This window comes from Myxococcus guangdongensis (assembly GCF_024198255.1).
GTDB lineage: Bacteria > Myxococcota > Myxococcia > Myxococcales > Myxococcaceae > Myxococcus > Myxococcus guangdongensis.
Genome location: NZ_JAJVKW010000006.1, coordinates 264467 through 285271, shown reverse-complemented (window position 1 = coordinate 285271; position 20805 = coordinate 264467). Strand labels below are relative to the sequence as shown.

The window sequence follows — 20805 nt, the reverse complement described above, 5'->3', positions numbered from 1 at the left end:
CGCCCGGTAGGAGGAGGCCCCCATGGCCTGGCTGCTCCTGGTGGTCGCGGGCGCCCTCGAGATTGCCTGGGCGCTCGCGCTCAAGCAGTCCGAGGGGATGACGCGCCTGTGGCCGAGCGTCGTCGGCATCGGCATCGCCCTGACCAGCCTGGTGCTGCTGGGCGTCGCGTTGAAGCACCTGCCCGTCGGGACGGCCTATGCCGTGTGGGTGGGCATCGGCGCCGCTGGCGTCTCCCTCGTCGGGATGATGTTCCTCGGCGAGCCCATCTCCCTGGCGCGCATCCTCTGCCTGGTGTTGATTGGGGCCGGTGTCGCGGGATTGAGGGCCATCGACGGATGACGACTCGCAGAGCGAGCAAGAAGACCTCGGCCCCCCTGGGCCGGCCTCGGAGCTTCGACCGGGACGAGGCGCTCGAGGCCGCCATGCGCGTGTTCTGGGCCCGGGGCTACGAGGGGACCTCCATCCAGGACCTCGTCGAGGCCATGGGCGTCAACAAGCCCAGCCTCTATGCCGTCTTCGGCTGCAAGGAGGCGCTCTTCCGCGAGGCCGTCGAGCTCTTCGACAAGACCGAGGGGCGCCCCGTCACCCGCGAGCTGGAGGAGGCCCCCACCGCGCGGGCCGCCGTGGAGCAGATGCTGCGCGCCAATGCACGCTCCTACACGGCCAGCGACAAGCCCCGGGGCTGCATGATCGTCCTGGCGTCGTTGCTCGGCGCGCCGGAGAACGAGCCGGTCCGGACGTTCCTCGCGAAGAACCGGCGGAGCGGTGAGCGCGCGCTCGAGCGCAGGCTCCAGCGCGGCGTGGAGCAGAAGGAGCTGCCCGCGGGCACACCCGTGGAGAAGCTCGCGGCGTTCTACACCGCGGTGCTGGAGGGCCTGTCCATCCAGGCCCGTGACGGCGCGTCCGCCGCGAAGCTCAACGCCATCATCGACACCGCGATGCTCGCGTGGCCTTCCGGCCGTTGAGCCGTGAGCAGGCGCCTGCCCCCTCCGCGCTCCTCCGGCGGATGCGGCCGGAGGAGGCGGGAGGAACGGGCCGCTACTCCTGGGTGACCTCCACGTTGTCGAGGCCCCAGGTGGGAGCCGCCAGGAGCGGATTCGAGGCGGCACTGACCGGACGGTAGAAGCTCACGACGATGGGCGACGTCCCATTCGTGTCGAACCGCCACTTGAGCCGGTAGATGGAGTCTCCCGCCTCGTAGCCCAGCGTGTTGTTGGCGATGGAGCTGGTCCGGGCAGCGCTACCAGGACGCGGGTAGGACTGGGTGCTCGACGTGTTGGAGAAAGTGCCACCCCAGGAGCTCGACATGATTTGTACGTACCAGCTGTTCGCGGACGGATTGGCGTCTCCGTCCCAACCATCGAGGATGTACAGGTCGAAGTTCAGCGAGATGATTCCGGACTTGCCCGTGGCCGGGAGCGTCAAACGGAGGACCTGGCTGGTGAACGGCCCCAGGAAGGCCTGCACCCCATTCGGGGTTCGAGAGATCTGGTTCGAGCTCCACTCCTGGCCCACCGCGGCGCCGAAGTTCGAGAAGTACAGCCGGTTCCCCGCCGGCACGGGGGCCGGAGCCTGGGGTCCCCGTTGGGCCTGGGCCTGAGCCTGCACCCGGGCCGTGGTTGCGATGAAGCTCGTGTCCTGGGTCACCGCGACGTCCACGGTGCAGCTGTCGAGGAAGATGCCCGTCTGGACGCCGCCCGCGAGGCACCGGTTCCGCGCCGCATCCCGCTCCGTCGCGGGCAGGTCGGCGACCGTGGCGGGCACCGCTGGGAAGCCGGGGATGGTGAAGGTCGCCGTGCTCTGCCCGGAGGCGTAGTCGAAGAGGGACTCGGACTGGGAGATGCGCCAGCTCGTGGCGAAGCTGGTCGGCCCCTCATAGAGCTCAGGGAAGGACAGCGTCGGCGACAGCTGGGTACCATTGCGCAGCGCGAACTCATTCGTCGCGACGCCGTCGTAGTTGCCCAGCAGGCCGCGAATCTTGCCGCGCCGAGTCGGCTTCAAGGCGAAGTTGAAGTCCATGTACGTGCCGTTGAGCGTGACGAGTGCCTTGTCACCACCCGGGTACGAGAGCACATAGGACGCCGCGTCCCGACGCAGGACGCGTCCGCCGCCCGCCACGGGAACGGTGTCCCCCACCGTAACGGAGGTCAGCACGCCGTCGACGCGCAGCTCGTGCCCGCTGGTCGTCAGGTAGACGCCCACCCGGCTCGCACCCAGCCTCGTCGCCACCGCCGTCATCACCGTCACCCGGTTGTTGTTCACCCATGGCTGCATGCGCGCCTGCGCGACCATGGGCGCGTTGGCGTCCGTGCTCTCCACGAAGATGAACTCGCCGGCTCCCTGAAAGTCGTAGTGGCGGTTGTCGAAGGTGACCAGGTGCGGGTCACCCCAGCCGTAGCCGATGCCGCACTGGCCCGGCGTGTTGATCTGACAGCCGTCCTCGTAGCGGAACACCACGTAGTCATCGCCACCGGCGTTCGGCAGTGGTGAGCTGACGAACTCCCCCTGCGTGGAGCCCGTGACGTAGACGCTGTCATTGATGTCCGCGGCGACGCCGTTGCCGACGTCATCCTGCATGGCGGGGTCGTTCATGTTGGTGGAGCCGAACTGACGCGTGAGCAGCAGTCCGCCTCCTGAGTCGTACTTCTGCATGAAGAAGTCGTACGAGGAGTTCGGCGAATTCGTGGCGAAGTCGTAGTTGCTGCGCCCCGTGATGTAGACGTTCGCACCTCCATCGGAGGCGATGCCGAGGGCCATCTCACTCCCAGCCGTTCCGAACTGGCGGGACCAGATCCGGGTCCCGGCGCCATCGAACTTCACGATGATGGCGTCCTGGCCGCCTGCGCTGGGCTGCCCGTCGAAAGGCATATCCGAGTAGCCCACCACGTAGACATTGACGACCCCACTCGACAGCCGCGAAGTGGCGACACCGTAGATGGTTTCCGAGCCCATCGTTCCCATCTGCCGTCGCCACTGCTGGACGCCCGCGCTGTTGTACTTCACGATGAACAAGTCAGTAGTGGGGGGGATACCGACGTTGGGGGTGGCGAACGTGCCCGTCGTGGAGCCAACGACATAGACATCGTTGTTCGCATCCGCGGCCACGCCTCGCACCACCTCGGCCAGTGACGAGCCGAACTGGCGAACCCAGAGCTGGGTGCCCGCGGAGTCATACTTGGCGAGGAAGCCATCCTGGCCGCCCGCGCTGGTGTTTCCCGGCAGTGTGCCCGCCGTGTTTCCCGCCACGTAGATGGAACCCGCGGGGTCCGTGGCCACACCCTGGGCCTGGTCCAGCACCGTGGTGCCGAACTGGCGCACCCACTGGAGGGCTCCGTTGGCCGGATTCACCCGGGCCAGGAAGGCGTCCTGCCCGCCCAGGGCTCCCGCGCCCCAGCTCCCGGTGGTGTAACCGGTGACGTAGAGCTGCGGCGTCGCCGGCACCGTATAGGTGGCGATGCCCGTGCCCACTTCGAGGGCGGACGTGCCGAGCATCGTGGACCAGACCTTGGTGCCATTGGCCAGGTGCTTGGTGACGACGACGTCGGAGCCCCCCATGGGAGCACTCGAATCGAGTGACCCCGTCGCTTCGCCCGTGGAGTAGACGCCCTCCGCGGTCGCGGCCACCGCGCGGCCTCGGTCCGCGTTCGCGGTGCCTCGGTGCCAAATCCAATTCGGGACCTGCGCCATCGCGGGCAATGCCACGAAGGCACACGCTCCTAGAATCCATGCACGCATCTGAATCCCCCACAATGAAAGACAGCAAGGCCGTCAGACCTCACGTCCCGCAATAGCAACTCGCGACACCCGCAGCATTTCGCAATGCGCAATCAAAAACGTCGACACAGGTCCGACACCACCTCAACCCGCGTCCTCTTGGCGCCACATGTCGTGATGTCTTTTTTGTCTCTGCGGGGAAACCCTGACATCTCACGCCCGCGCGGGCGGCGCGGGTGAAGAGTTCTCGTGGGGGAGCGCTCCTCACGTCAGTCGCCGTTTCTCGACACAGTGACGAGTTTCAGGAGGAGCGACTGGAGGTTCTGGTGGATGAGGCGCACCGCGGCCTGCAGCTCGCCCAGCATGTTCGCGCGTGTCTGGAGTTCGGCCAGGGTGTAGCGCCCACCCTGGCCGAAGTAGGGGCCACCCCTTACAGAGTCATCCACGTACCCGGACGCGATCCACCGCGCACAGACGTTGTGGCGGATGGCGTAGCGCTGCTCGTTGCTGAAGTCCTTGTGGCTCAGCACGAACCAGAGGGACGCGGGGAAGTCCGCGGAGCGCGCGGGGTGTCGCCAGATGTCCGCGAGCAGGTTCCTCGGGTGCTCGAAGTCCAGCGAGGGGGACGAGAAGAGCGCGGCCAACCCCAGCCCGGCGCCCACCGCACCGCCCGTGATGTCGAGGATGTCGTTGGCCCGGTCATCGTTGGAGATGGCGGTGACGGTGGTGGTCAACGCGCCGACGACGATGGAGGACACGGTGAGCAACGTCTGTCGCCGCGTCTCCTTGGCGTCGAGGAGGCTCGCCATCTGCGCCGTGCGCCGGGCCTCGCACTCCAGCTCAGCGGACACACTCGAGAGCGTCGTCGAGAACAGGAGCAGCCGCAGCTCGATGTCCTGGAGCAGGGCCTCTCGCTGGAGGCGGGAGTCGGCTCCAGGCTCCAGCCGAGCCAGCGCCTCCATGGGCGCACGAGACAACGCCTGGCCCGCACCAGGGCCAGGCGCGTCGTGCGGTGGACGGCGACACCAGGCCGTCCCCACCGTGACTCACGCCTCCGAGCGGAGCACCGTCATCGGGTCCACGCGCGAGGCGCGTCGGGCCGGCAACCAGCTCGCGAGCAGGGCCACGCCCAGCAGGAGGACCGCCACGCCCGCGATGACCAGCGGGTCCGCGGTGCTCACGCCGTACACCAGGCCCGACAGCACCTGTCCCAAGCCCAGCGCCGCCACCACCCCGAGCGCCACGCCGACCCCCGCGAGCACCACCGCCTGCCGGAGCACCAGTCGCAGCACGTCCTCGGCCGTGGCCCCCAGGGCGAAGCGGATGCCGAACTCCCGCGTGCGCTGCGCCACCGCGTAGGACACCACCGCGCCGAGTCCCGCCACCGAGAGCAGCAGCGCCACCGCGCTGAAGGCCCCCAGGAGCAACAGGCTGAAGCGCCGCGAGGCCAGCGAGCCCGTGAGCAGGCTCTCCACCGTGCTCAGGCGCGAGGGCAGCTCCGGAGCGAGCTCGCGCAGCACCGGCCCCGCCGCGTTCACCAGGGCCGAGGAGCCGATGGAGCCATGCACGGCGACATGGAAGTGGGAGAAGGCCCGCGTCCGCTGCCGGGAGCAGCCGTAGAACGTGGGCTTCGGCGCCTCGTCCAGGCCCCGCTCTCGCACGTCCGCCACGACGCCGACGATGGTGAAGGCACGCAGGTCCCCATCCATGTTGCCGAACTGGATGAGCTTGCCCAGCGGCTCCTCGTTGGGCCACCGCGCCTTGGCGAGCGACTCGCTGATGACCGCCACATGCGGCGACTGCATCGTGTCATTCACATCGAACAGGCGCCCGCGCACCAGCGGGATGTCCATCGCGTGGAAGTAGCCCTCGCTCGCCACGCGGTACTCGGCGACGCCCGTGCGCTCGGCCTCCTGCGCCAGTCGCCCGAAGTCGCCGAAGTCCTTCACCTCGTCAGGGCGATTGAGCACCAGGAAGGTGCCGTCACCGCCCGAGCCTCCCTCGAGCGGGAAGACGCTCACCGCCCCCACCGCGCGCACCCCGGGCAGCGCGCCCAGCCTCGACAGCAGCTCCTCTTGCAACCGGACGTTCTGCCCCGCCTGCACCGCGTCGTTCTTCTCGACGGGAGGGAGCACCAGGCTGAGCACCGCCACATCCTCGGTGCGGTAGCCTGGATCCAACGACAGCAGGCTCATCATGCTGCGGCCGAGCAGCGCCGCGCCCACCAGCAGGACCAGCGCGAGCGCCAGCTGCCCCACCACCAGGGCACGCCGCGCCCGGTCCGCGCTCCCACCGCCTGACTGCGTGCGCCCCGCCTGCGTCAGCGCGGCCCACGGACTCTGGCGCCCCGAGCGCAGCGCCGTCACCAGCCCCAACCCCACCGCGAGCACCAGCGACAACCCCAGCGCGAACAGGAGCGCCGTGGCGTTCACCTCCACCTCCTCCACGCGCGGCAGGTGGCCCGGCTCGAGCGCGAGCAACGCGTGCACACTCCAGGTGGCGAACAAGGCGCCGAGCACCCCACCCGCCAGCGACAACACGAGCGACTCCATGATGAAGCGCCGCACCAGCGCGCCCGGCCCCGCCCCCAACGCCACGTGGACCGCCAGCTCACGCCCTCGCGACGCGGCGCGGGCGAGCAGCAGGTTGGTGACGTTGGCCCCCGCCACCAGCAGCAGGAAGGCCGCGGCGCCCAGCAACATGTAGAGCGTGGGGCGCACGGTGCCCACCAGTTGCTCGCGAACCGGCACCACGGAGACATCGCGCATGTTGGTGCCCTGGCCGTGGACCGCGACGAGCTCGCGCGCGATGCCGGTGAGCTCCGCCCGCGCGGCCGCCAGGTTGACGCCCTCCGCCAGCCGCCCCACCACGCGCCAGTTGTGGGCCGTCCGGCTCGGAAGACGCGGCTCCAGCTCCCGCGGAATCCACAGCTGCGTGCCCGCGGGGTAGTCGAAGGACTCGGGCATCACGCCGACCACGGTGTAGGCGCGGCCCTCGAAGGTGAGCGTCCCGTCCAACGGGAGCGGCCGCGCGCCCAGGTACCGCTTCCAGAAGGCGTGGCTCACCACCACCACCGGCGCGCCTCCGGCTTGCTGCTCGTCCACGGCGAACACGCGCCCCTGTGCCGACGGCACACCGAAGGCGGGGAAGAACTCGCGAGAGACCCACGCCAGCGAGGCGAAGGTGGGCTCGCTCGAGCCGGTGACGGCGACGCTCGCCGAGTTGGAGACCTGGGCCAGCGACGTGACGGTGCGGCTCTGGGCCTGCACGTCCTCGAAGTTGGGGTCCGAGAACCGCATCGACTGGCCCTTCACCCCCAGCTGCGAGAGCTCCACGAGCCGCTCGGAGTCAGGATAAGGCAAGGGGCGCAGCAGGACGCCCTCCACCACGCTGAAGAGCGCGGTGCTCGCGCCGATGCCCACCGCGAGCAGCAGGATGCAACCCAGCGTGAAGCCCGGGCTGCGTCGCAAGGCACGCAGCGTCTGACGCACGCCACTGATGAGGATGTCCACGCGTGAAGCCTCCAGGCGCCTCGGCGGGCGCCTCGATGGGCGCCTACGGAGGCGGCGGCGGATGATTGCACCGTGGCGGCGCGTTTCCGACGGCGACATACCGCCCGTGCGCGGCCGCCGCGGCCTGCCCTCACTCCGCGCGCGACGTGGGCGGTGGAGCCCGCGGACACAGTGGCGCTTCTTCGTGGAAGACGAGCAATCCGTCGATGACCGTGCCCCAGGATGTCTTCACCACCCAAGGCTTGGGGGACGAGCGCACCGGAGGCGTGCGCCCGTCCCCTGGGATGACGTGACGTCAGTCGCCCTGCGTTCAGGGCCCGCACTTCGCGGGGCCGAGCGTGGCCGCGAAGTAGCGCGTGTACAGGTCCGGCGCGAGCGTGAAGTTGCAGGTGTTCACCGCGTCGGGAGACAGCCCCTGGTGCGACTGCATGTAGCGGGCGACGTAGTCACGCACGCCGTCCGCGGAGGTCCACAGCACCTTGCCCTCCTTGAACATGGCGTACCCACCGCCGCCACCCGCGCGGTAGTTGTTGATGGCGACGACGAAGACCTGGTCGTCCCGGACCTCCGCGCCCTCGAAGCGCAGGTGCGTGAGCCGGGAGCCCGCGGGCTTCGTCAGGTCGTAGCCGTACTCGATGCGCGAGTAGAGGTCCCAGTTGTAGTCGGCCACCACGGGTGAGCTGGCCTTGGCGCCCTCGGGCCGCTCGGGCAGGTTCGCCGCGTCGAGCCTCGCGAAATACAGCGTGTTCATCTCCAGCGCGCGCCGGAGGATGGAGCCGTTGATCTCCATCACATACAGCGTGTTGTCGTAGATGTAGATGCTGTACGCGTCGCGCAGGGTGACGTCACCGGCCGGCAGCGCGCCGTCGTTGGTGAAGATGGCCGCCAGGGAGAAGTCCACGTCGAAGCCCGCCTCGCGCGCGGCCTCCTCCTGGACGATGTTGATGAGGTCCCCGAGCGGGCTGTCCACGTAGCGCGCGGCGAAGCCTCCCGGGAACGCCGCCGTCGTCGAGCCGATCTTCTGGTTCACGTACGTCACCGTGGTGTCGTGGTAGCGCTGCGTCAGCTGCGTGACGGTGGCATCCGCCGCCACCTGCTCGTCCACGACATGGAGCCGGGAGTCATGGGTGTCCACGCCCCACCGCTCGCCGTTCCAGGTGACTTGGAGCTCCACATCCGCCAGGTGGCTGCCCCAGCGGTTGGGCTGGGTGAGGAGCACCTCGCGGCCCTCCGGGTTCTTCAGCAGCATCTTCGGGATGGGCTGGTGCGTGTGCCCGGTGAGGAGCACGTCGATGCCGGACACCCCCTGCGCAATCTGCACGGCCGGGTTCTCCCCGGGCAGGTTGCCCCGGTCCGCCCACTTCGAGTCATCCGCGTAGTCCACGAGCCACGCGTCGGGGTTGCTCGCGCTGCCGGTGGGCTGCTTGTCGGGGCCACCGTGGATGGCCACCACGATGACGTCCGCGCCCGCCTCCCGCATCCTCGGCACATAGGCCCGCGCCGTCTCCACCGGGTCGTCGAAGCGCAGGCCGGGGATGTTCTCCGCGCGCTCCCACGTCGTCACGCCCGGCGTCACCAGGCCCAGGATGCCGACCTTCACGTCGCAGACCTCCGTGAGCACGTAGGGCTGGAAGGCCTCGGCGCCGTCCGCGCTCTTGCGCACGTTGGCTCCGAGCACCGGGAAGTCGACCTCACTCTTGAACTTGTCGAGGACGCCCAAGCCATAGTTGAACTCGTGGTTGCCCACGGCCATGGCCACGTACCCCAGCTCGTTCATCGCGACGGCCATGGGGTGGCGGGGCGTGTTGTCCACCAGCCCGTAGTAGGTGCCCAGCGGCGTGCCCTGGAGGGTGTCGCCGGTGTCGACCAGCAGCGTGCAGTCCGGGTTCGCCTCTCGCGCCTGCTTGATGAGCGTGGCCACCTTGGCGAGGCCGCGCTTCGCATCCGGTTTCCCGCTGAAGTAGTCCCACGGGAAGATGTTGGTGTGCAGGTCGCTCGTCTGCAGCAGCGTCAGCTTGCGCGGCGAGGTGTCTGGGGGCGTGGGCCGGGGCGGCTTGTCATCGGAATCACAAGCGGTGAGGAACGCGCAGGCACCCACGAGACACAGGGAGGCGGCGCGCAACGCGCGCAGCGGAACAAGAAGACGCATCAGGAGACCTCGTTCAACGAGTCATGCCAGACGAATTGCCTGACGCGGGGCACCCTAGCGTCCCGCTCTGACGTCTCCGGAAGGCCTTGTCGTGAGGGATTCAACACTCACGCCACGCACCGCACGACCTCAGTCCATGCGATAGAGCGGCCCCGTGAAGCCCTCGGCGAGCAGCGTGTCCGCGGGGACTAGGTAGGGATTCGCGGAGGGCTCGAGCCCGCGCAGGAAGCGGTCCCACGCGGCGCGGTCCGCGGCGTCGTCGACAGGCGTCGAGAGGGCTTCGAACCATTCGCGCGGCACCGGGCGCTGCGCGCTGTGGTCGATCACCTTGACCTTGCCCTTCGGCTGGTCGACCTCTCCCGCGGGGCAATTCTTCGCCAGGGCGTCCAGGGCACGCCGCAGCCAGGGCTCGAAGTCCGCGTCCGGAGGAAGCATGTGGAGCCCCAGCGCGGCGCACTTGCCCGCCTCCATCGACATCTGATGTCGGCCCTTCTTGAAGACGAAGTTCAGGTCCTGCACGCGAATCAGCGCGTCCTGGCGCGGCCCGTCGGGGTTGCCCCGATTCATCACGTCGTTCGACACCCCGTCGTAGTCCAGGTTCTTCGAGTACGGCAGGGCCACCATCGACGCCCACGCCGCTTCCAACCGGGACAGCAGGTCCGTGACGTCCGTCAGTCCCGCCAGGCGCCACGCGACCCACTCGATGCACGCCAGGCCCAGCGCCGCCTTGCCCTTGTAGTTCACGCGCCACAGGGGGTCCCCCAGCCACTCCGGGATGTTTCCCGGGTTGTCCAGCGCGAGGGAGATCTCGTTGTTGAACCGGAAGGTCATCGGAGCGGTGGAGATCCACTCGGGGACATAGGCTGGGCGTTGCAGCATGCGCGGCTCCTCGATGAGGACTCCCTTCTACCCTGGAGTGAAGGTGAAGACCCGAGCCAAGATCGGTGGAGGCCTCCCCCGGAGGAGACCGTGCTCGAGCTTCAGCGATGGCTGTCTCCCGACGAGGCCCTTCGGTGGCTGCGTGAGCAGCACGACTTCACGGGACTCGACGTCGACCCCGAGATGATCGCCAGCGGATATGCCTCGAGCGGAGCGGGGCTCTACACGCCTCGACTAGCGCTACGGCGCGCTCGGACTGTCGCTGTTGAGCGCCCAGGTGTTGTTGCCCAGGCGCACCCAGCTCGTCTGCCGCCCACACCCCGTCACCCCGACACTCCGGGCATCGCTGGCCACCTTCGGGCCACTGCTCGAGGAGAGCACGAGGATCACCAGCTGCTCGGCCGGGCACTGCGTGGTGAACGCGGCCTGTGAACGGGCGGCGTGCTCGTCGCGCCCCCAGGACTCCGCGCCGAGCAGGAAGCCATCACGCTCCACCGTCGGTATCGACGCACACGAGGGACCCAGGAGCAGGACGGCGGCGAGAAGGTGCGGAGGGCTTCGCATGGCCGCGGCAGATATCACCGCCTGTGCGGGTGCGGCAATCCGATGACATGCCGTGTCAGCCATTCACGGCGAATCGAGCACCGTTTCATACGGGTTAACCGTCCCTGGGTCCCGACAACTCCAGTCTCAATCCAGTCTCACAAAAACATGGCAGCACGTGGTTACACCTATTCACACGCAGAAAGACATATCAAGACATAGCACGCGGCGAACCTGCAATTGCTTGCAGATTTTCTTGACGCCTCCCGGCCGACGAGAGTACCCAGACAAACACTGATTCATCGCGCCTCGAGCGGGCCGCCCGGAGTCTCACGGGCGGCGACGTGACGGGTGCGAGCAGGGCAGGCCCACCTCCGGAGGCGACCATGAAGTTCACCCGGTATTGCCGCTCCATCCTGTTCACTCCCGCGCTCGTCGTGGACCGCTTCGCCCGAGGGCAGCAGTCCGGCGCGGACATCAGCCTGGTGGACCTGGAGGACTCCGTGGCCGCCAGCCACAAGGACACGGCCCGCCAGCAGGCGGAGGCGTTCTTCTCCGCGCCCAAGGGCCCCAGCCGCCGCGCCATCCGCATCAACACCGTCACCCGACCGGAGGGGCTCAAGGACCTGCTCGCCCTGCGTCACTACGCCGTCAAGCCGGACGCGGTGCTGGTGCCCAAGGTGGAGTCTCCCCGGGACTTGGAGATCGTCGAGCAGGTGCTCGGCGCCAGCTGCTCGCAGGTGGACCTGCTCGCCCTGGTGGAGACCCCGCGCGGCGTGGAGAACGTGCACGCCATCGCCTGCGCGACGCCCAGGCTCAAGGCGCTGGTGTTCGGCTCGGCGGACTACTCCTTCAGCATCGGCGCGTCGCTCTCCTGGGAGCCTCTGTACTACGCGCGCTCCCGGCTGGTCGCCGCAGCGCGCGCCGCCAACGTGCAGGTGGTCGACTCGCCGCTGTTCGACATGTCCGACGTGGAGGGCCTGCGCCGCGAGTGTCAGCTCGCCCGGAGCATGGGCTTCAGCGGCAAGGCCGCCGTGCACCCGCGCCAGGTGGAGGTCATCAACCAGGCGTTCTCCCCGGACGAACACACGCTGCGCAAGGCGCGGACCATCGTCCAGGAGAGCCAGGCCCGCGACTTCAATATCTGCGTGGTGGAGGGGACCATGATGGGTGCCCCGTTCGTCGAGGCGGCCAGGCGCACACTCGAGGAGTTCGGCCCCCGAGAGGCCGACAGCCCGGCGCGCTCCCTCTGACGCCCCACCCCCTTCCCCAGGAGGAATCCCCATGGAAACGAGCAACGAGCAGAGCGTCTTGGGTCCCCGCCGCTATCGCAACAACGAGAAGCTCATCGCCGTGGGGGACCGTGGCTGGCAGCACGCCAAGGACAACGGGCTCATCGGCATCAAGGTGGACTTCGAGTCGAACAACCGGCTCGCCGACACCACGTCGGGCCACGAGTTCATGACGCTCTGCTCATGCTCGTACCTGGGCCTCAACCACCACCCGAAGATCCTCCAGGGCGCCATCGACGCGCTCCAGGAGGCGGGCACCAACAGCCTGGCCATGTCCACGCTGCGCATCCGCCTGAAGCTCATGGCGCGGCTGGAAGAGGAGCTGCGCGAGCTCTACGGCTGCCCCACCCTGCCCGGCGTCACCTGCAGCGCCCTGACGGCGGGCATCCTCCCACTGCTCGCCTCCGGCCACGTCACCGAGGACGGCCAGCCGCGCGTCATGGTGTTCGACCGCTACTGTCACTTCTCCATGGCCTACATCAAGCCCATCTGCGGCGATGAGAGCCTGGTGCTGACCAGCCCGCACAACGACCTCAACTACCTGGAGGACGTCTGCAAGAAGTACCCGCGCGTGGCCTACGTCGCCGACGGTGCCTACTCCATGGGCGGCCTCATCGCGCTGGAGGGGCTGCTCCAGCTCCAGGAGCGCTACGGCCTGTTCCTCTACATCGATGACTCGCACTCGCTCGCGCTGACGGGTGAGCGCGGCGAGGGCTACGTCCGCTCGCGGCTGAAGATGAATCCCCTGACGATGGTGGTCGCCTCGCTGGCCAAGGCCTTCGGCAGCTCCGGCGGCATCGCCATGCTGGGCAGCGAGAAGAGCTTCGACTTCCTCTACCGGAACGCGGGGCCGCTGGCCTGGTCGCAGAACCTCCAGATGCCGTCGGTGGGCGCGTCGCTCGCCAGCATCGCGCTTCACCACACGCCGGAGCTGCGCGAGCTGCAGGGACGGCTCGCGCGCAACATCCAGCTCTTCGACAGCCGCTTCCCCTCCCCCAACGCAGGCAACGGGATGCCCATCCGCCTCATCCAGGTGGGCGAGGAGGCGCGCGCCATCCGCCTGTCCTCGGAGCTGTACCAGCGGGGCTACTACTGCTCGGCGGTGTTCTTCCCCGTCGTCGCCCGGGGCGAGGCGGGGGTGCGCGTGATGATGCGCGCGGACATGAGCGAGGAGCAGGTCCGCGTCTTCTGCGACGACGTGCAGGACATCCTCTCCCGCTTCTGAGCCACGCCCACCTCCCGCCGACGAGGAGTCACGCCATGCAGGGCAGCGCCATCACCGGATACAAGCAGCTCGGCCCCCAGCGCTACCGCGAGGTGCTCGGCTTCCACTACGAGGACTTCACCGTGGGGGACGTCTTCGAGCACCGCCCCGGCAGGACGGTGACGGAGGCCGACAACGTGTGGATGAACACGTTGTGCATGAACCCGTCCCCGCTGCACCTGGACGCCGCGTACTGCGAACAGACGGTGTGGGGCCGGCCGCTCATCTCCAGCCTCGTCACGTTCAGCATCGTCTGCGGGATGAGCGTGCGCAGCACCAGCGGTCGGGCCACCGCCAACCTGGGCTGGGACAAGATTCGCCTCACCCACCCCGTCTTCGCGGGCGACACGCTCTACGCGGAGAGCCGCATCCTCTCCGCGCGCCTGTCCACCCGCCGCGCTGGCGAGGGAATCATCACCTGCGAGACGGTGGGCCTCACCGCCAAGGGCGAGGTCTTCCTCTCCTTCGAGCGCAGCTTCCTGGTCCCCACCCGCGCGCACGCCGTCGAGGAAAGGGCCAGGTACTGACGCCATGCGCGCCGTCGTCTTCGAAGGCATCGGTGGGCCGGAGGTGGTGAAGCTGCGCGAGGTGCCCCAGCCCATCCCCACGCGCGAGGCGCTGCTGGTGAAGGTGCACGCCACGGCGCTCAACCGCGCGGACCTGCTCCAGCGCCAGGGCGAGTACCACGTGCCGGAGGGACAGTCCGCCATCCCCGGCGTGGAGGTGGCGGGCACCGTGGAGGCGTGGGGCGAGGACGTGAAGGGCTTCACCCGGGGACAGCGCGTCTTCGGCGTGGTGGAGGGAGGAGGATTCGCGGACTACTGCCTGCTGGACCAGGGCATGGCGCTGCCCATCCCCTCCGGCTTCGACTTCGCCGAGGCCGCCGCCACCTCCGAGTCCTGCCTCACCGCGAACGAGACGCTCTTCACCCTGGGCCAGCTCCAGCGGGGACAGGCGGTGCTCATCCACGCGGCCGCCAGCAGCATCGGGACCACCATGGTCCAGATGGCCCGGCACGTGGGCGCGACGACGTACTGCACCGTGGGCACCCGCCGGAAGGTGGAGGCCGTGCGCGCGCTGGGCGCCGACGCGGTGTTCGATTACCGGGAGCAGGACTTCGTCCAGGAGGTGCTCCAGCTCACGCGAGGCGAGGGCGTCCCGCTGGTGATGGACTTCATCGGCGGCGCGTACCTGGAGCGCAACCTGGGGGTGCTGGCGCACGAGGGGTGTCTCGTGCTCGTGGGGCTGCTCGACGGCATGTCCACGCAGGTGGACCTCCTGCGCATCGTCCAGCGCCGGCTGCAGCTCAAGGGCTCGTCGCTGCGGCTGCGGCCTCTGAAAGAGAAGCGCGAGGTGAACGCGCGCTTCCGTCAGCGGTGGATGGAGGTGCTCGCCCTGGGCGGGCTGCGCCCCGTCATCCACGCCCGGCATCCCCTGGAGGACGTGAACGTGGCGCTGGGGGAGATGGAAGCCAACCGCAACATCGGGAAGTTCGTTCTCACATTGGAAAGGAATGCCAGCCATGCATGAAGCGCTGACGGCAAGCATCAAGCAGATCCTCATCGACAAGCTGTTCGTGGAGCTGCCCCCAGAGCAGATTGGCGAGGACGACGGCCTGCAGTCCGTCATCGGGCTCGACTCGGTGGGGTTCCTGGAGCTGCGCGTGCTCTGCGAGGACGTGTTCAAGGTCCGCATCACCGACGAGGACTTCAACACCGACAACTTCCGCACGGTGAACCAGCTCGTGTCGCTCATCGCAGGCCTGAAGACCGCGGCCCAGGGAGGTGCGTGGTGAGGACGCCCGCGCCCGGAGGCAGCCTCGCGCCCGCGGACCTCGAGCGCCTGCGCGCGGGCCAGGCCCTGCAGATGGACCACTACGGCGGCGGGCGCCTGCCCTTCGTCTCCCTCCAGGCCCGAGGGCTCGTCCAGCACATGGTCCCCCTGGAAGGCGAGCGCGCCGGTCAGGTGCTGGAGGTGATGGACGCGAGCGGCGGCTATGCCAGCGCGTGCCTGGGCGCGGCGCATCCATGTCTCCAGCCCGCGTTCCGCGAAGGGCTCGAGCGCGGCTACGTCACCGATGAGCTGGGCTCGCTGGAGCGCACGCTGCTCCTGGAGGAGCTGTTCGGTCCTGGGGGACGTTGGGCGGACCGCTTCCCCGGCGGCGAGTACCACGCCAGCGGCCGCAACTCCGGCTCCGAGGGCCTGGAGCTCGCGCTGCGGCTGGTGCTGGAGTCGGGCTTCGACCGGCGGAGGCTGACGGCGAAGGCGGGCCGCGAGGCACGCAGGACGGTCCTCGCCTTCGAGGGCGCGTGGCATGGCTGGACGGGGGGACTGGTCCCCCTGCTCAATCGCAGACACTATCGCCTGGGCCTGCCGCTGCCGGGCGCCGAGCCTCCCTTCGGATTGGACGTGGCCTTCCTCCCCTTCGGCGAGGCGGCGCTCCTGGAGCGGTTCTTCGTTGAGCAGGGCTCGAAGCTGTCCGCGGTCATCGTCGAGCCCATCCAGGGCGACGCGGGCATCCTCGTCCCACCGCCGGGCTACCTGCGCAGGCTGGCCGCGCTGTGCCGGGAGCATGACGTGCTCCTCGTCGCGGACGAGGTGCTCACCTTCGCGAAGACGGGCCGCTTCTTCGCGATGACGGACGAGGAGGGGCCCATCCCCACCGACGTCACCGTCATCGGCAAGAGCCTGGGCATGGGCGCGGTCTCCACGTCCATGGTCATCGCGCGTCGGGAATTGAGCGTGCGTCCGAGCGGCGCGGTGTCCACCTCCGATTTGCGTCCGCTCACGTGCGCGCTGATGCGCTCGGGCCTGCGCTACCTCTCGGAGGAGCGCCTCATCGAGCGGGCGGGCGCGCTGGGCGAGGAGCTGCGCGAGCGGCTGCGGCGCGACGTGGTGGAGGCCTTCCCGGCGCTGTTCCTGGAGGTGCGGGGTCAGGGCTACATGAACGGCGTCGAGCTGACCGAGCGGGCCTCGCACGGCCTGACCCGGCTGCGCCAGCGGCTCCTGGAGGCCGGAGTCTTCGTCGAGTTCATGGCGGGCGCGGGCAGACGCTCCCACGGGCTGCGCTACCTGTTCCCCGCCATGCGCGTCGCCCCGCCGCTCATCGCGAACGACGAGGACCTGCGTCACATCGTCGAGCGCATCCGCGAGGGGACGCGGCGCTTCGTGGAGGCGGGGCCATGAGGATGGAGTCCCCCGCCCCGGCGCCCCGGCGTCATCGGGTGGAGCACGTGGACACCGATGCGTCGGGCGTCGTGCACTTCTCGCGGTACGCGTCGCTGCTGGAGACGGCGGCGCTGGAGGAGCTGGAGCGTCGCGGCTCGGACCTCGTGAAGCTCGAGGGGCAGGGGTTGGATCTGCGCGTGCGTGAGCTGCGCATCCGCTACCGCGAGGCCGCGCGCTTCCAGGACTGGCTGCGGTTGGAGGCCCGTCTGGAGCACGTGGGCCCCGCGAGTCTGAAGCTGGGCGTGGCGGTCTACCGCGAGGGCCCCGCGCCCGAGCCGGTGCTGCTCGCCTCCGGAAGTCTGGACCTGGCTGTCGTCAATCGTGAGAGCGGAGACCCCACATGCCTTCCCCCGAACCTCAGCAGCGCCCTCGAGCGGTCCCCGTCGTCCTGAACAAGGCCGAGCGCCAGCCCAGGCCCCTGGGCTTCACCGCCCTGCGCGAGTGGCTGCGGCACCGCCACCCGATGATTCTGTTGGACCGCATCGTCGACCACGAGCCGGGCGACTTCCTGGAGGCGCTCGTCTCCATCTCCGGGAACCTGGACTGCATCGCGGGCCACTTCCCCGAGCGCGCCATCTACCCCGGCAGCAACCTCATCCAGGCCTTCGCCCAGGCGGGCATCATCCTCTACCAGATGAGCACCTCGCCCCTGGCCGAGGACGAGCTGACCTTGATTGGCTCGGTGGAGAGCCGGTTCCTCCAGGTCGTCGTGCCCGGGGACCAGGTGGTGCTGCGCATCCAGAAGAACCGGCTCGCGGGAGGGCTCTTCGTCTACTCGGGCAAGGCGATGGTGGGCACGCGTCGGGTGGCGGCGTTCCGCGCGAGCCTCATCCGCGCCAAGGTCTCGGAGCTGGGCTCGCCGCTATGGTAGCGCCCATCGCGGTGACCGGGGCCGCGTGGAGCACGGCCCTGGGCCACGGGCTCGAGGATGTGTGGCGGCGACTGCTCGCCGGTGAGCACGGCTTCGTCGAGGTGGCCTCTCCGCATCGGCTGCGCAACACGCTGGCCGCGGTCATCCCCTCACGGGGGGAGGGTCCCGCGCCCCGGCTGCGGAGGTTCGCGGTGGAGACGCTCGGTCGCGCGCTGACGGAGGCCGGGCTGGACGCGCGCGGAGCCACGACGAGACTGGTCCTGGGCACGAGCCTGGGCGCGTGGCTCGACGACGAGGGCGAGTGGACGGCGCCGCTCCACGCCTGGGCGGACGAGGTGGCCCGGGCGGTGGGGGCGCGTGAGCGGCCTGTCAGTCTCTCCACGGCGTGCTCCTCGGGGGCGGACGCCATCCTCGTCGGGGCGGAGCTCATCCGCTCCGGTGCCGCGGAGGTGTGCGTCTGCGGCGGCGTGGATGTCATGACGCCAAGCAAGCGGCTGGCGCACTCGGCGCTCTCCACCATGTCCCCCACCCGCTCGCGCGCCTTCGACACGCGGCATGACGGCATGTTGTTGGGCGAGGGCGCGGGGTTCCTGGTGTTGGAGTCCCTGGAGCATGCGCGGGGGCGCTCGGCTTCGCTGCTCGCGCTCTTCCGGGGAGCGGGCTCGGCCAACGACGCGGCGAGCATGACCTCGCCGGACCCAGCGGCGTTGGGGGCGCGGTTGGCGATGGAGCGGGCGCTCCAGGACGCGCGGGTCTCGGCTCGGGACATCGGGCTCATCAACGCGCATGGCTCGGCGACGCCGGCGAATGACCGCGCGGAGGCAGAGGCGTTCCGGGCGCTGTTCGGGACGGGCCCGCGTCCGTGTGTCTTCGCGACGAAGGGGGCCTTCGGACACACGTTGGGGGCCACGGGAGCGATGGAGGCGATCGCGCTCATCCTCGCGCTGCGCGAGGGAGTAGTGCCGCCCATCGTCGGACTGGAGCAGCCCGACAAGGACTTCCCCTGCCCGCTCCCCGTGGGGCGGCCGGTGAGGCACGAGGAGCGGCTCGGACTGAGCCTGACGCTCGGCTTCGGTGGGTTCGATACCGCGCTCGTCTTCGAGGCGGCGCGATGAACCCGACGACCTCGCTGGTGCTCCGTGGCGGCGCGCGGACGCGCGGTGGTGGAGCGAATCCCTACGTGGCGAAGGTGAAGACCTCCGTCCGCTACGCGGACCCGATGGCCTGGACGCTGGTGCTCGCGGTGGGAGAGGTCCTCGAGTCGCTGGGCGAGAGCTTCCGCGCATCGGCGGACCGATGCTCGCTCATCCACGTGGGCACCCAGGCGCCACCGGAGGCCCTGTCCAGCGCCGCTCGCGAGGCCTTGCGTGGCTTCGCATCGCCCATCCGTTTCCCTGCCGCGCCTCCGAGCGCGCCGACGGGTCTGGCCTGCATCGTCCACGGGATTCGAGGTCCGACGCTCGCGCTGACGCTGCCCGTGACGGAGGGGGCTGGACTCGCGTTGTCGCTCTCCACGGCCTGGCTCATGCGCGGTGTCATCGACTACGCGCTCATCGCGACGACGGCGGCGGTGTCCGGAGAGGAGCCTCGCGCCGCATGTGTGGTGCTCTCACGCGGCGAAGGGCAACCCGTGGACACGGCGCTGCTGGTGCAGGCCCTACTCCCGGCGTCGCGCGCCACTGACGAGGTGCGTCCATGAAGAGAGCCACTGCCACCGGCGCAGACCCCTCTTCGAGAGCCACGTTCCTGGCTCCGTATGGAGCCGCGAGTCGGCCGCGAGGTGCGTTCACGAGGCGAACGACCACCTGCGGGCCCGATGCTTTTCCCAGAGCCCGGCGTGGCGCTTCGCGCACCGGGTGCGACGCCTCCACCGTGTGCCGGACCCTCCGCGGCTCCGACGCCGCGGGTGACAGTCGTTCCCCTGGTGATGCCCCATGACCGAGCTCGCTGACATCCCTCTCTCCTCCATCCAGGCGTTCCTGGACCGTGTTCGGGACCTGACCTGCGAGACGGGTACGTCCACCCGACACCGGGTGGAGCCCCTCGCCGAGGCATGGCGAGCACATGGACTGAGACCGGGCGATGTCGTCCTCCTCGCCCTGCCGAACGGAGCCGAGCTGCTCACCCAGCTCTTCGCCATCCTCGCCGCCCGTGGCGTGCCCGCCCTGGTGTCACCGTCCGCGCCAGCATTGCGACAACAGGCCCTCGTGGAGGCGCTCCCCGCACGCGCGTTGGTCACCATGCGCCGCCCCGCGCCCCTGATTCGGGGTGTGGACCGCTTCCACCTGGGCGGAGCGGAAGTCGCCATGTTCTCCGAGGCACCACCTCCCGGCGCCCAGCCCGGCGAGATGGTGCTGCTCACCTCGGGCACGTCGGGCTTCGCCAGCGGCTGCGTGTTCGACCTGGAGGCGCTCTTCCGCAACGCGCGTCGTCACTCGGACGCCGTGGGCCTGCGTCCGGGCGACACCGTGCTGGTGAACCTGCCGCTCTACTACTCGTACTCGATGGTGGCCCAGGCCTTCGCCTCACTGCTTCGCGGCGCGGACCTGGTCATCAGCGGCCCCCCGTTCCAGCCCGCGGCCTATCTGCGACTGCTCGCCGAGCAGGGCATCACCGTCTCCGCCCTCACGCCCCTCCTGGTGCGCGCGCTCCTCCAACAAGGCGGAGCCTTCCTCGAGGACTTGCGCTCACTCGGCGTCGGAGGGGACGTGCTCTCCCCCGAGCACGTGGCGCAATTGCTTCGCCTGCGTCCACGCGGAGAGCTGTACCTCACCTATGGGCTGTCCGAGGCCGGTCCCCGGGTGGCCACGCTCGCGGCCCATGCGGAGCCCCCACACCGATACGCGTCCGTGGGACGTCCCCTGCCCGGTACACAGGTGTCACTCTTCCCACGAGGCCCCGGCGGACAACAGGAGCTGCTGGTCTCCTCCGACACGCTGATGAAGCGGCGCATCGGACTGGTGGAGGGCGACAAGCTGCACGCGTGGCGCGGCCCCCGTCTGCTGGCCACCGGCGACATCTTCGACATCGACGCGGACGGCTACCTGTACTTCCAGGGGCGGCTCTCCGACTTCCTCGTCCGCGGCAGCGAGAAGATATGCATGGCCTCCGTGCGGCGCCTGGCCACCACGCTCCCGGGTGTGCTCACGGCGCGAACCCAGGTCGTCTCCGGCACGGAGGGAGATGACTACGAGATGATCCTCACCGTGGCCGACGAGGGCCGACCCCTGGAGCACGTGTCCGAGGCGCTCTCGCGGCTTTTGCGACTCGCCGAGCGCCCCCGACGCATCCAGGTCGTCTCCGCCGACGGCAACACCGCCGCCCTGCACAAGTGAGCGGCCGACGCCACACG

At 69.5% G+C, this 20805-nt stretch carries 19 protein-coding genes; 13 read left to right on the top strand and 6 right to left on the bottom strand.

Going from position 1 to position 20805, the window contains the following annotated elements:
• Window positions 1-22 precede the first annotated feature (22 nt).
• Window positions 23-340, top strand: coding sequence for a DMT family transporter (locus LXT21_RS20605; protein WP_254039851.1), 318 nt, complete (start codon window positions 23-25; stop codon window positions 338-340).
• Window positions 337-966, top strand: coding sequence for a TetR/AcrR family transcriptional regulator (locus tag LXT21_RS20600; protein WP_254039850.1), 630 nt, complete (start codon window positions 337-339; stop codon window positions 964-966). Before LXT21_RS20605 ends, LXT21_RS20600 begins: the two co-directional genes overlap by 4 nt.
• Before the next feature lie 73 nt (window positions 967-1039).
• Here LXT21_RS20600 and LXT21_RS20595 read toward each other — a convergent pair whose 3' ends face one another.
• From LXT21_RS20595 to LXT21_RS20570, 6 genes are all read right to left on the bottom strand, one after another.
• Window positions 1040-3556 (bottom strand): SBBP repeat-containing protein, encoded by a 2517-nt coding sequence (locus tag LXT21_RS20595; protein ID WP_254039849.1) that lies wholly within the window; start codon window positions 3554-3556, stop codon window positions 1040-1042.
• A 428-nt stretch (window positions 3557-3984) separates the two neighbouring features.
• Window positions 3985-4692, bottom strand: coding sequence for a hypothetical protein (locus LXT21_RS20590; RefSeq protein WP_254039848.1), 708 nt, complete (start codon window positions 4690-4692; stop codon window positions 3985-3987).
• Window positions 4693-4761: 69 nt separating this feature from the next.
• Complete coding sequence (locus LXT21_RS20585) at window positions 4762-7227, bottom strand: ABC transporter permease (RefSeq protein WP_254039847.1); 2466 nt, start codon at window positions 7225-7227, stop codon at window positions 4762-4764.
• Window positions 7228-7537: 310 nt separating this feature from the next.
• On the bottom strand, window positions 7538-9376 hold the full coding sequence (locus LXT21_RS20580) for a bifunctional metallophosphatase/5'-nucleotidase (RefSeq protein WP_254039846.1): 1839 nt from the start codon (window positions 9374-9376) through the stop codon (window positions 7538-7540).
• A 129-nt stretch (window positions 9377-9505) separates the two neighbouring features.
• Window positions 9506-10255, bottom strand: a complete 750-nt coding sequence (locus tag LXT21_RS20575) for a hypothetical protein (RefSeq protein ID WP_254039845.1) — start codon at window positions 10253-10255, stop codon at window positions 9506-9508.
• 240 nt (window positions 10256-10495) lie between these two features.
• Entirely contained in the window at window positions 10496-10819 is a 324-nt protein-coding gene (locus LXT21_RS20570; RefSeq protein ID WP_254039844.1) for a hypothetical protein, read from the bottom strand.
• Window positions 10820-11184: 365 nt separating this feature from the next.
• Between LXT21_RS20570 and LXT21_RS20565 the strand changes: the two genes are divergently transcribed.
• The 11 genes from LXT21_RS20565 to LXT21_RS20515 all read left to right on the top strand — a co-directional run bounded on the left by LXT21_RS20565 (window position 11185) and on the right by LXT21_RS20515 (window position 20788).
• A complete protein-coding gene (locus tag LXT21_RS20565) occupies window positions 11185-12051 on the top strand; it encodes an HpcH/HpaI aldolase/citrate lyase family protein (RefSeq protein WP_254039843.1) in 867 nt (288 codons plus the stop codon).
• 31 nt (window positions 12052-12082) lie between these two features.
• Complete coding sequence (locus LXT21_RS20560) at window positions 12083-13315, top strand: aminotransferase class I/II-fold pyridoxal phosphate-dependent enzyme (protein WP_254039842.1); 1233 nt, start codon at window positions 12083-12085, stop codon at window positions 13313-13315.
• A 35-nt stretch (window positions 13316-13350) separates the two neighbouring features.
• A complete protein-coding gene (locus LXT21_RS20555; RefSeq protein WP_254039841.1) occupies window positions 13351-13881 on the top strand; it encodes a MaoC family dehydratase in 531 nt (176 codons plus the stop codon).
• 4 nt (window positions 13882-13885) lie between these two features.
• Entirely contained in the window at window positions 13886-14884 is a 999-nt protein-coding gene (locus tag LXT21_RS20550; protein ID WP_254039840.1) for an NAD(P)H-quinone oxidoreductase, read from the top strand.
• Window positions 14877-15149: an acyl carrier protein gene (locus LXT21_RS20545; protein ID WP_254039839.1), complete on the top strand. Its 273-nt coding sequence runs from the start codon at window positions 14877-14879 to the stop codon at window positions 15147-15149. Before LXT21_RS20550 ends, LXT21_RS20545 begins: the two co-directional genes overlap by 8 nt.
• The gene (locus LXT21_RS20540; protein ID WP_254039838.1) at window positions 15146-16540 is read left to right on the top strand and encodes an aminotransferase class III-fold pyridoxal phosphate-dependent enzyme; all 1395 of its coding nucleotides are present in this window, start codon (window positions 15146-15148) and stop codon (window positions 16538-16540) included. Before LXT21_RS20545 ends, LXT21_RS20540 begins: the two co-directional genes overlap by 4 nt.
• Window positions 16537-16974, top strand: a complete 438-nt coding sequence (locus tag LXT21_RS20535; RefSeq protein WP_254039837.1) for an acyl-CoA thioesterase — start codon at window positions 16537-16539, stop codon at window positions 16972-16974. The genes LXT21_RS20540 and LXT21_RS20535 overlap by 4 nt, the downstream gene beginning before the upstream one ends.
• A complete protein-coding gene (locus LXT21_RS20530) occupies window positions 16923-17453 on the top strand; it encodes a 3-hydroxyacyl-ACP dehydratase FabZ family protein (RefSeq protein WP_254039836.1) in 531 nt (176 codons plus the stop codon). The genes LXT21_RS20535 and LXT21_RS20530 overlap by 52 nt, the downstream gene beginning before the upstream one ends.
• Window positions 17447-18568 (top strand): beta-ketoacyl-[acyl-carrier-protein] synthase family protein, encoded by a 1122-nt coding sequence (locus tag LXT21_RS20525; RefSeq protein WP_254039835.1) that lies wholly within the window; start codon window positions 17447-17449, stop codon window positions 18566-18568. Before LXT21_RS20530 ends, LXT21_RS20525 begins: the two co-directional genes overlap by 7 nt.
• Window positions 18565-19152, top strand: a complete 588-nt coding sequence (locus LXT21_RS20520; RefSeq protein ID WP_254039834.1) for a coronafacic acid synthetase — start codon at window positions 18565-18567, stop codon at window positions 19150-19152. The genes LXT21_RS20525 and LXT21_RS20520 overlap by 4 nt, the downstream gene beginning before the upstream one ends.
• Before the next feature lie 235 nt (window positions 19153-19387).
• On the top strand, window positions 19388-20788 hold the full coding sequence (locus LXT21_RS20515; protein ID WP_254039833.1) for a class I adenylate-forming enzyme family protein: 1401 nt from the start codon (window positions 19388-19390) through the stop codon (window positions 20786-20788).
• The last annotated feature ends 17 nt before the right edge of the window (window positions 20789-20805 follow it).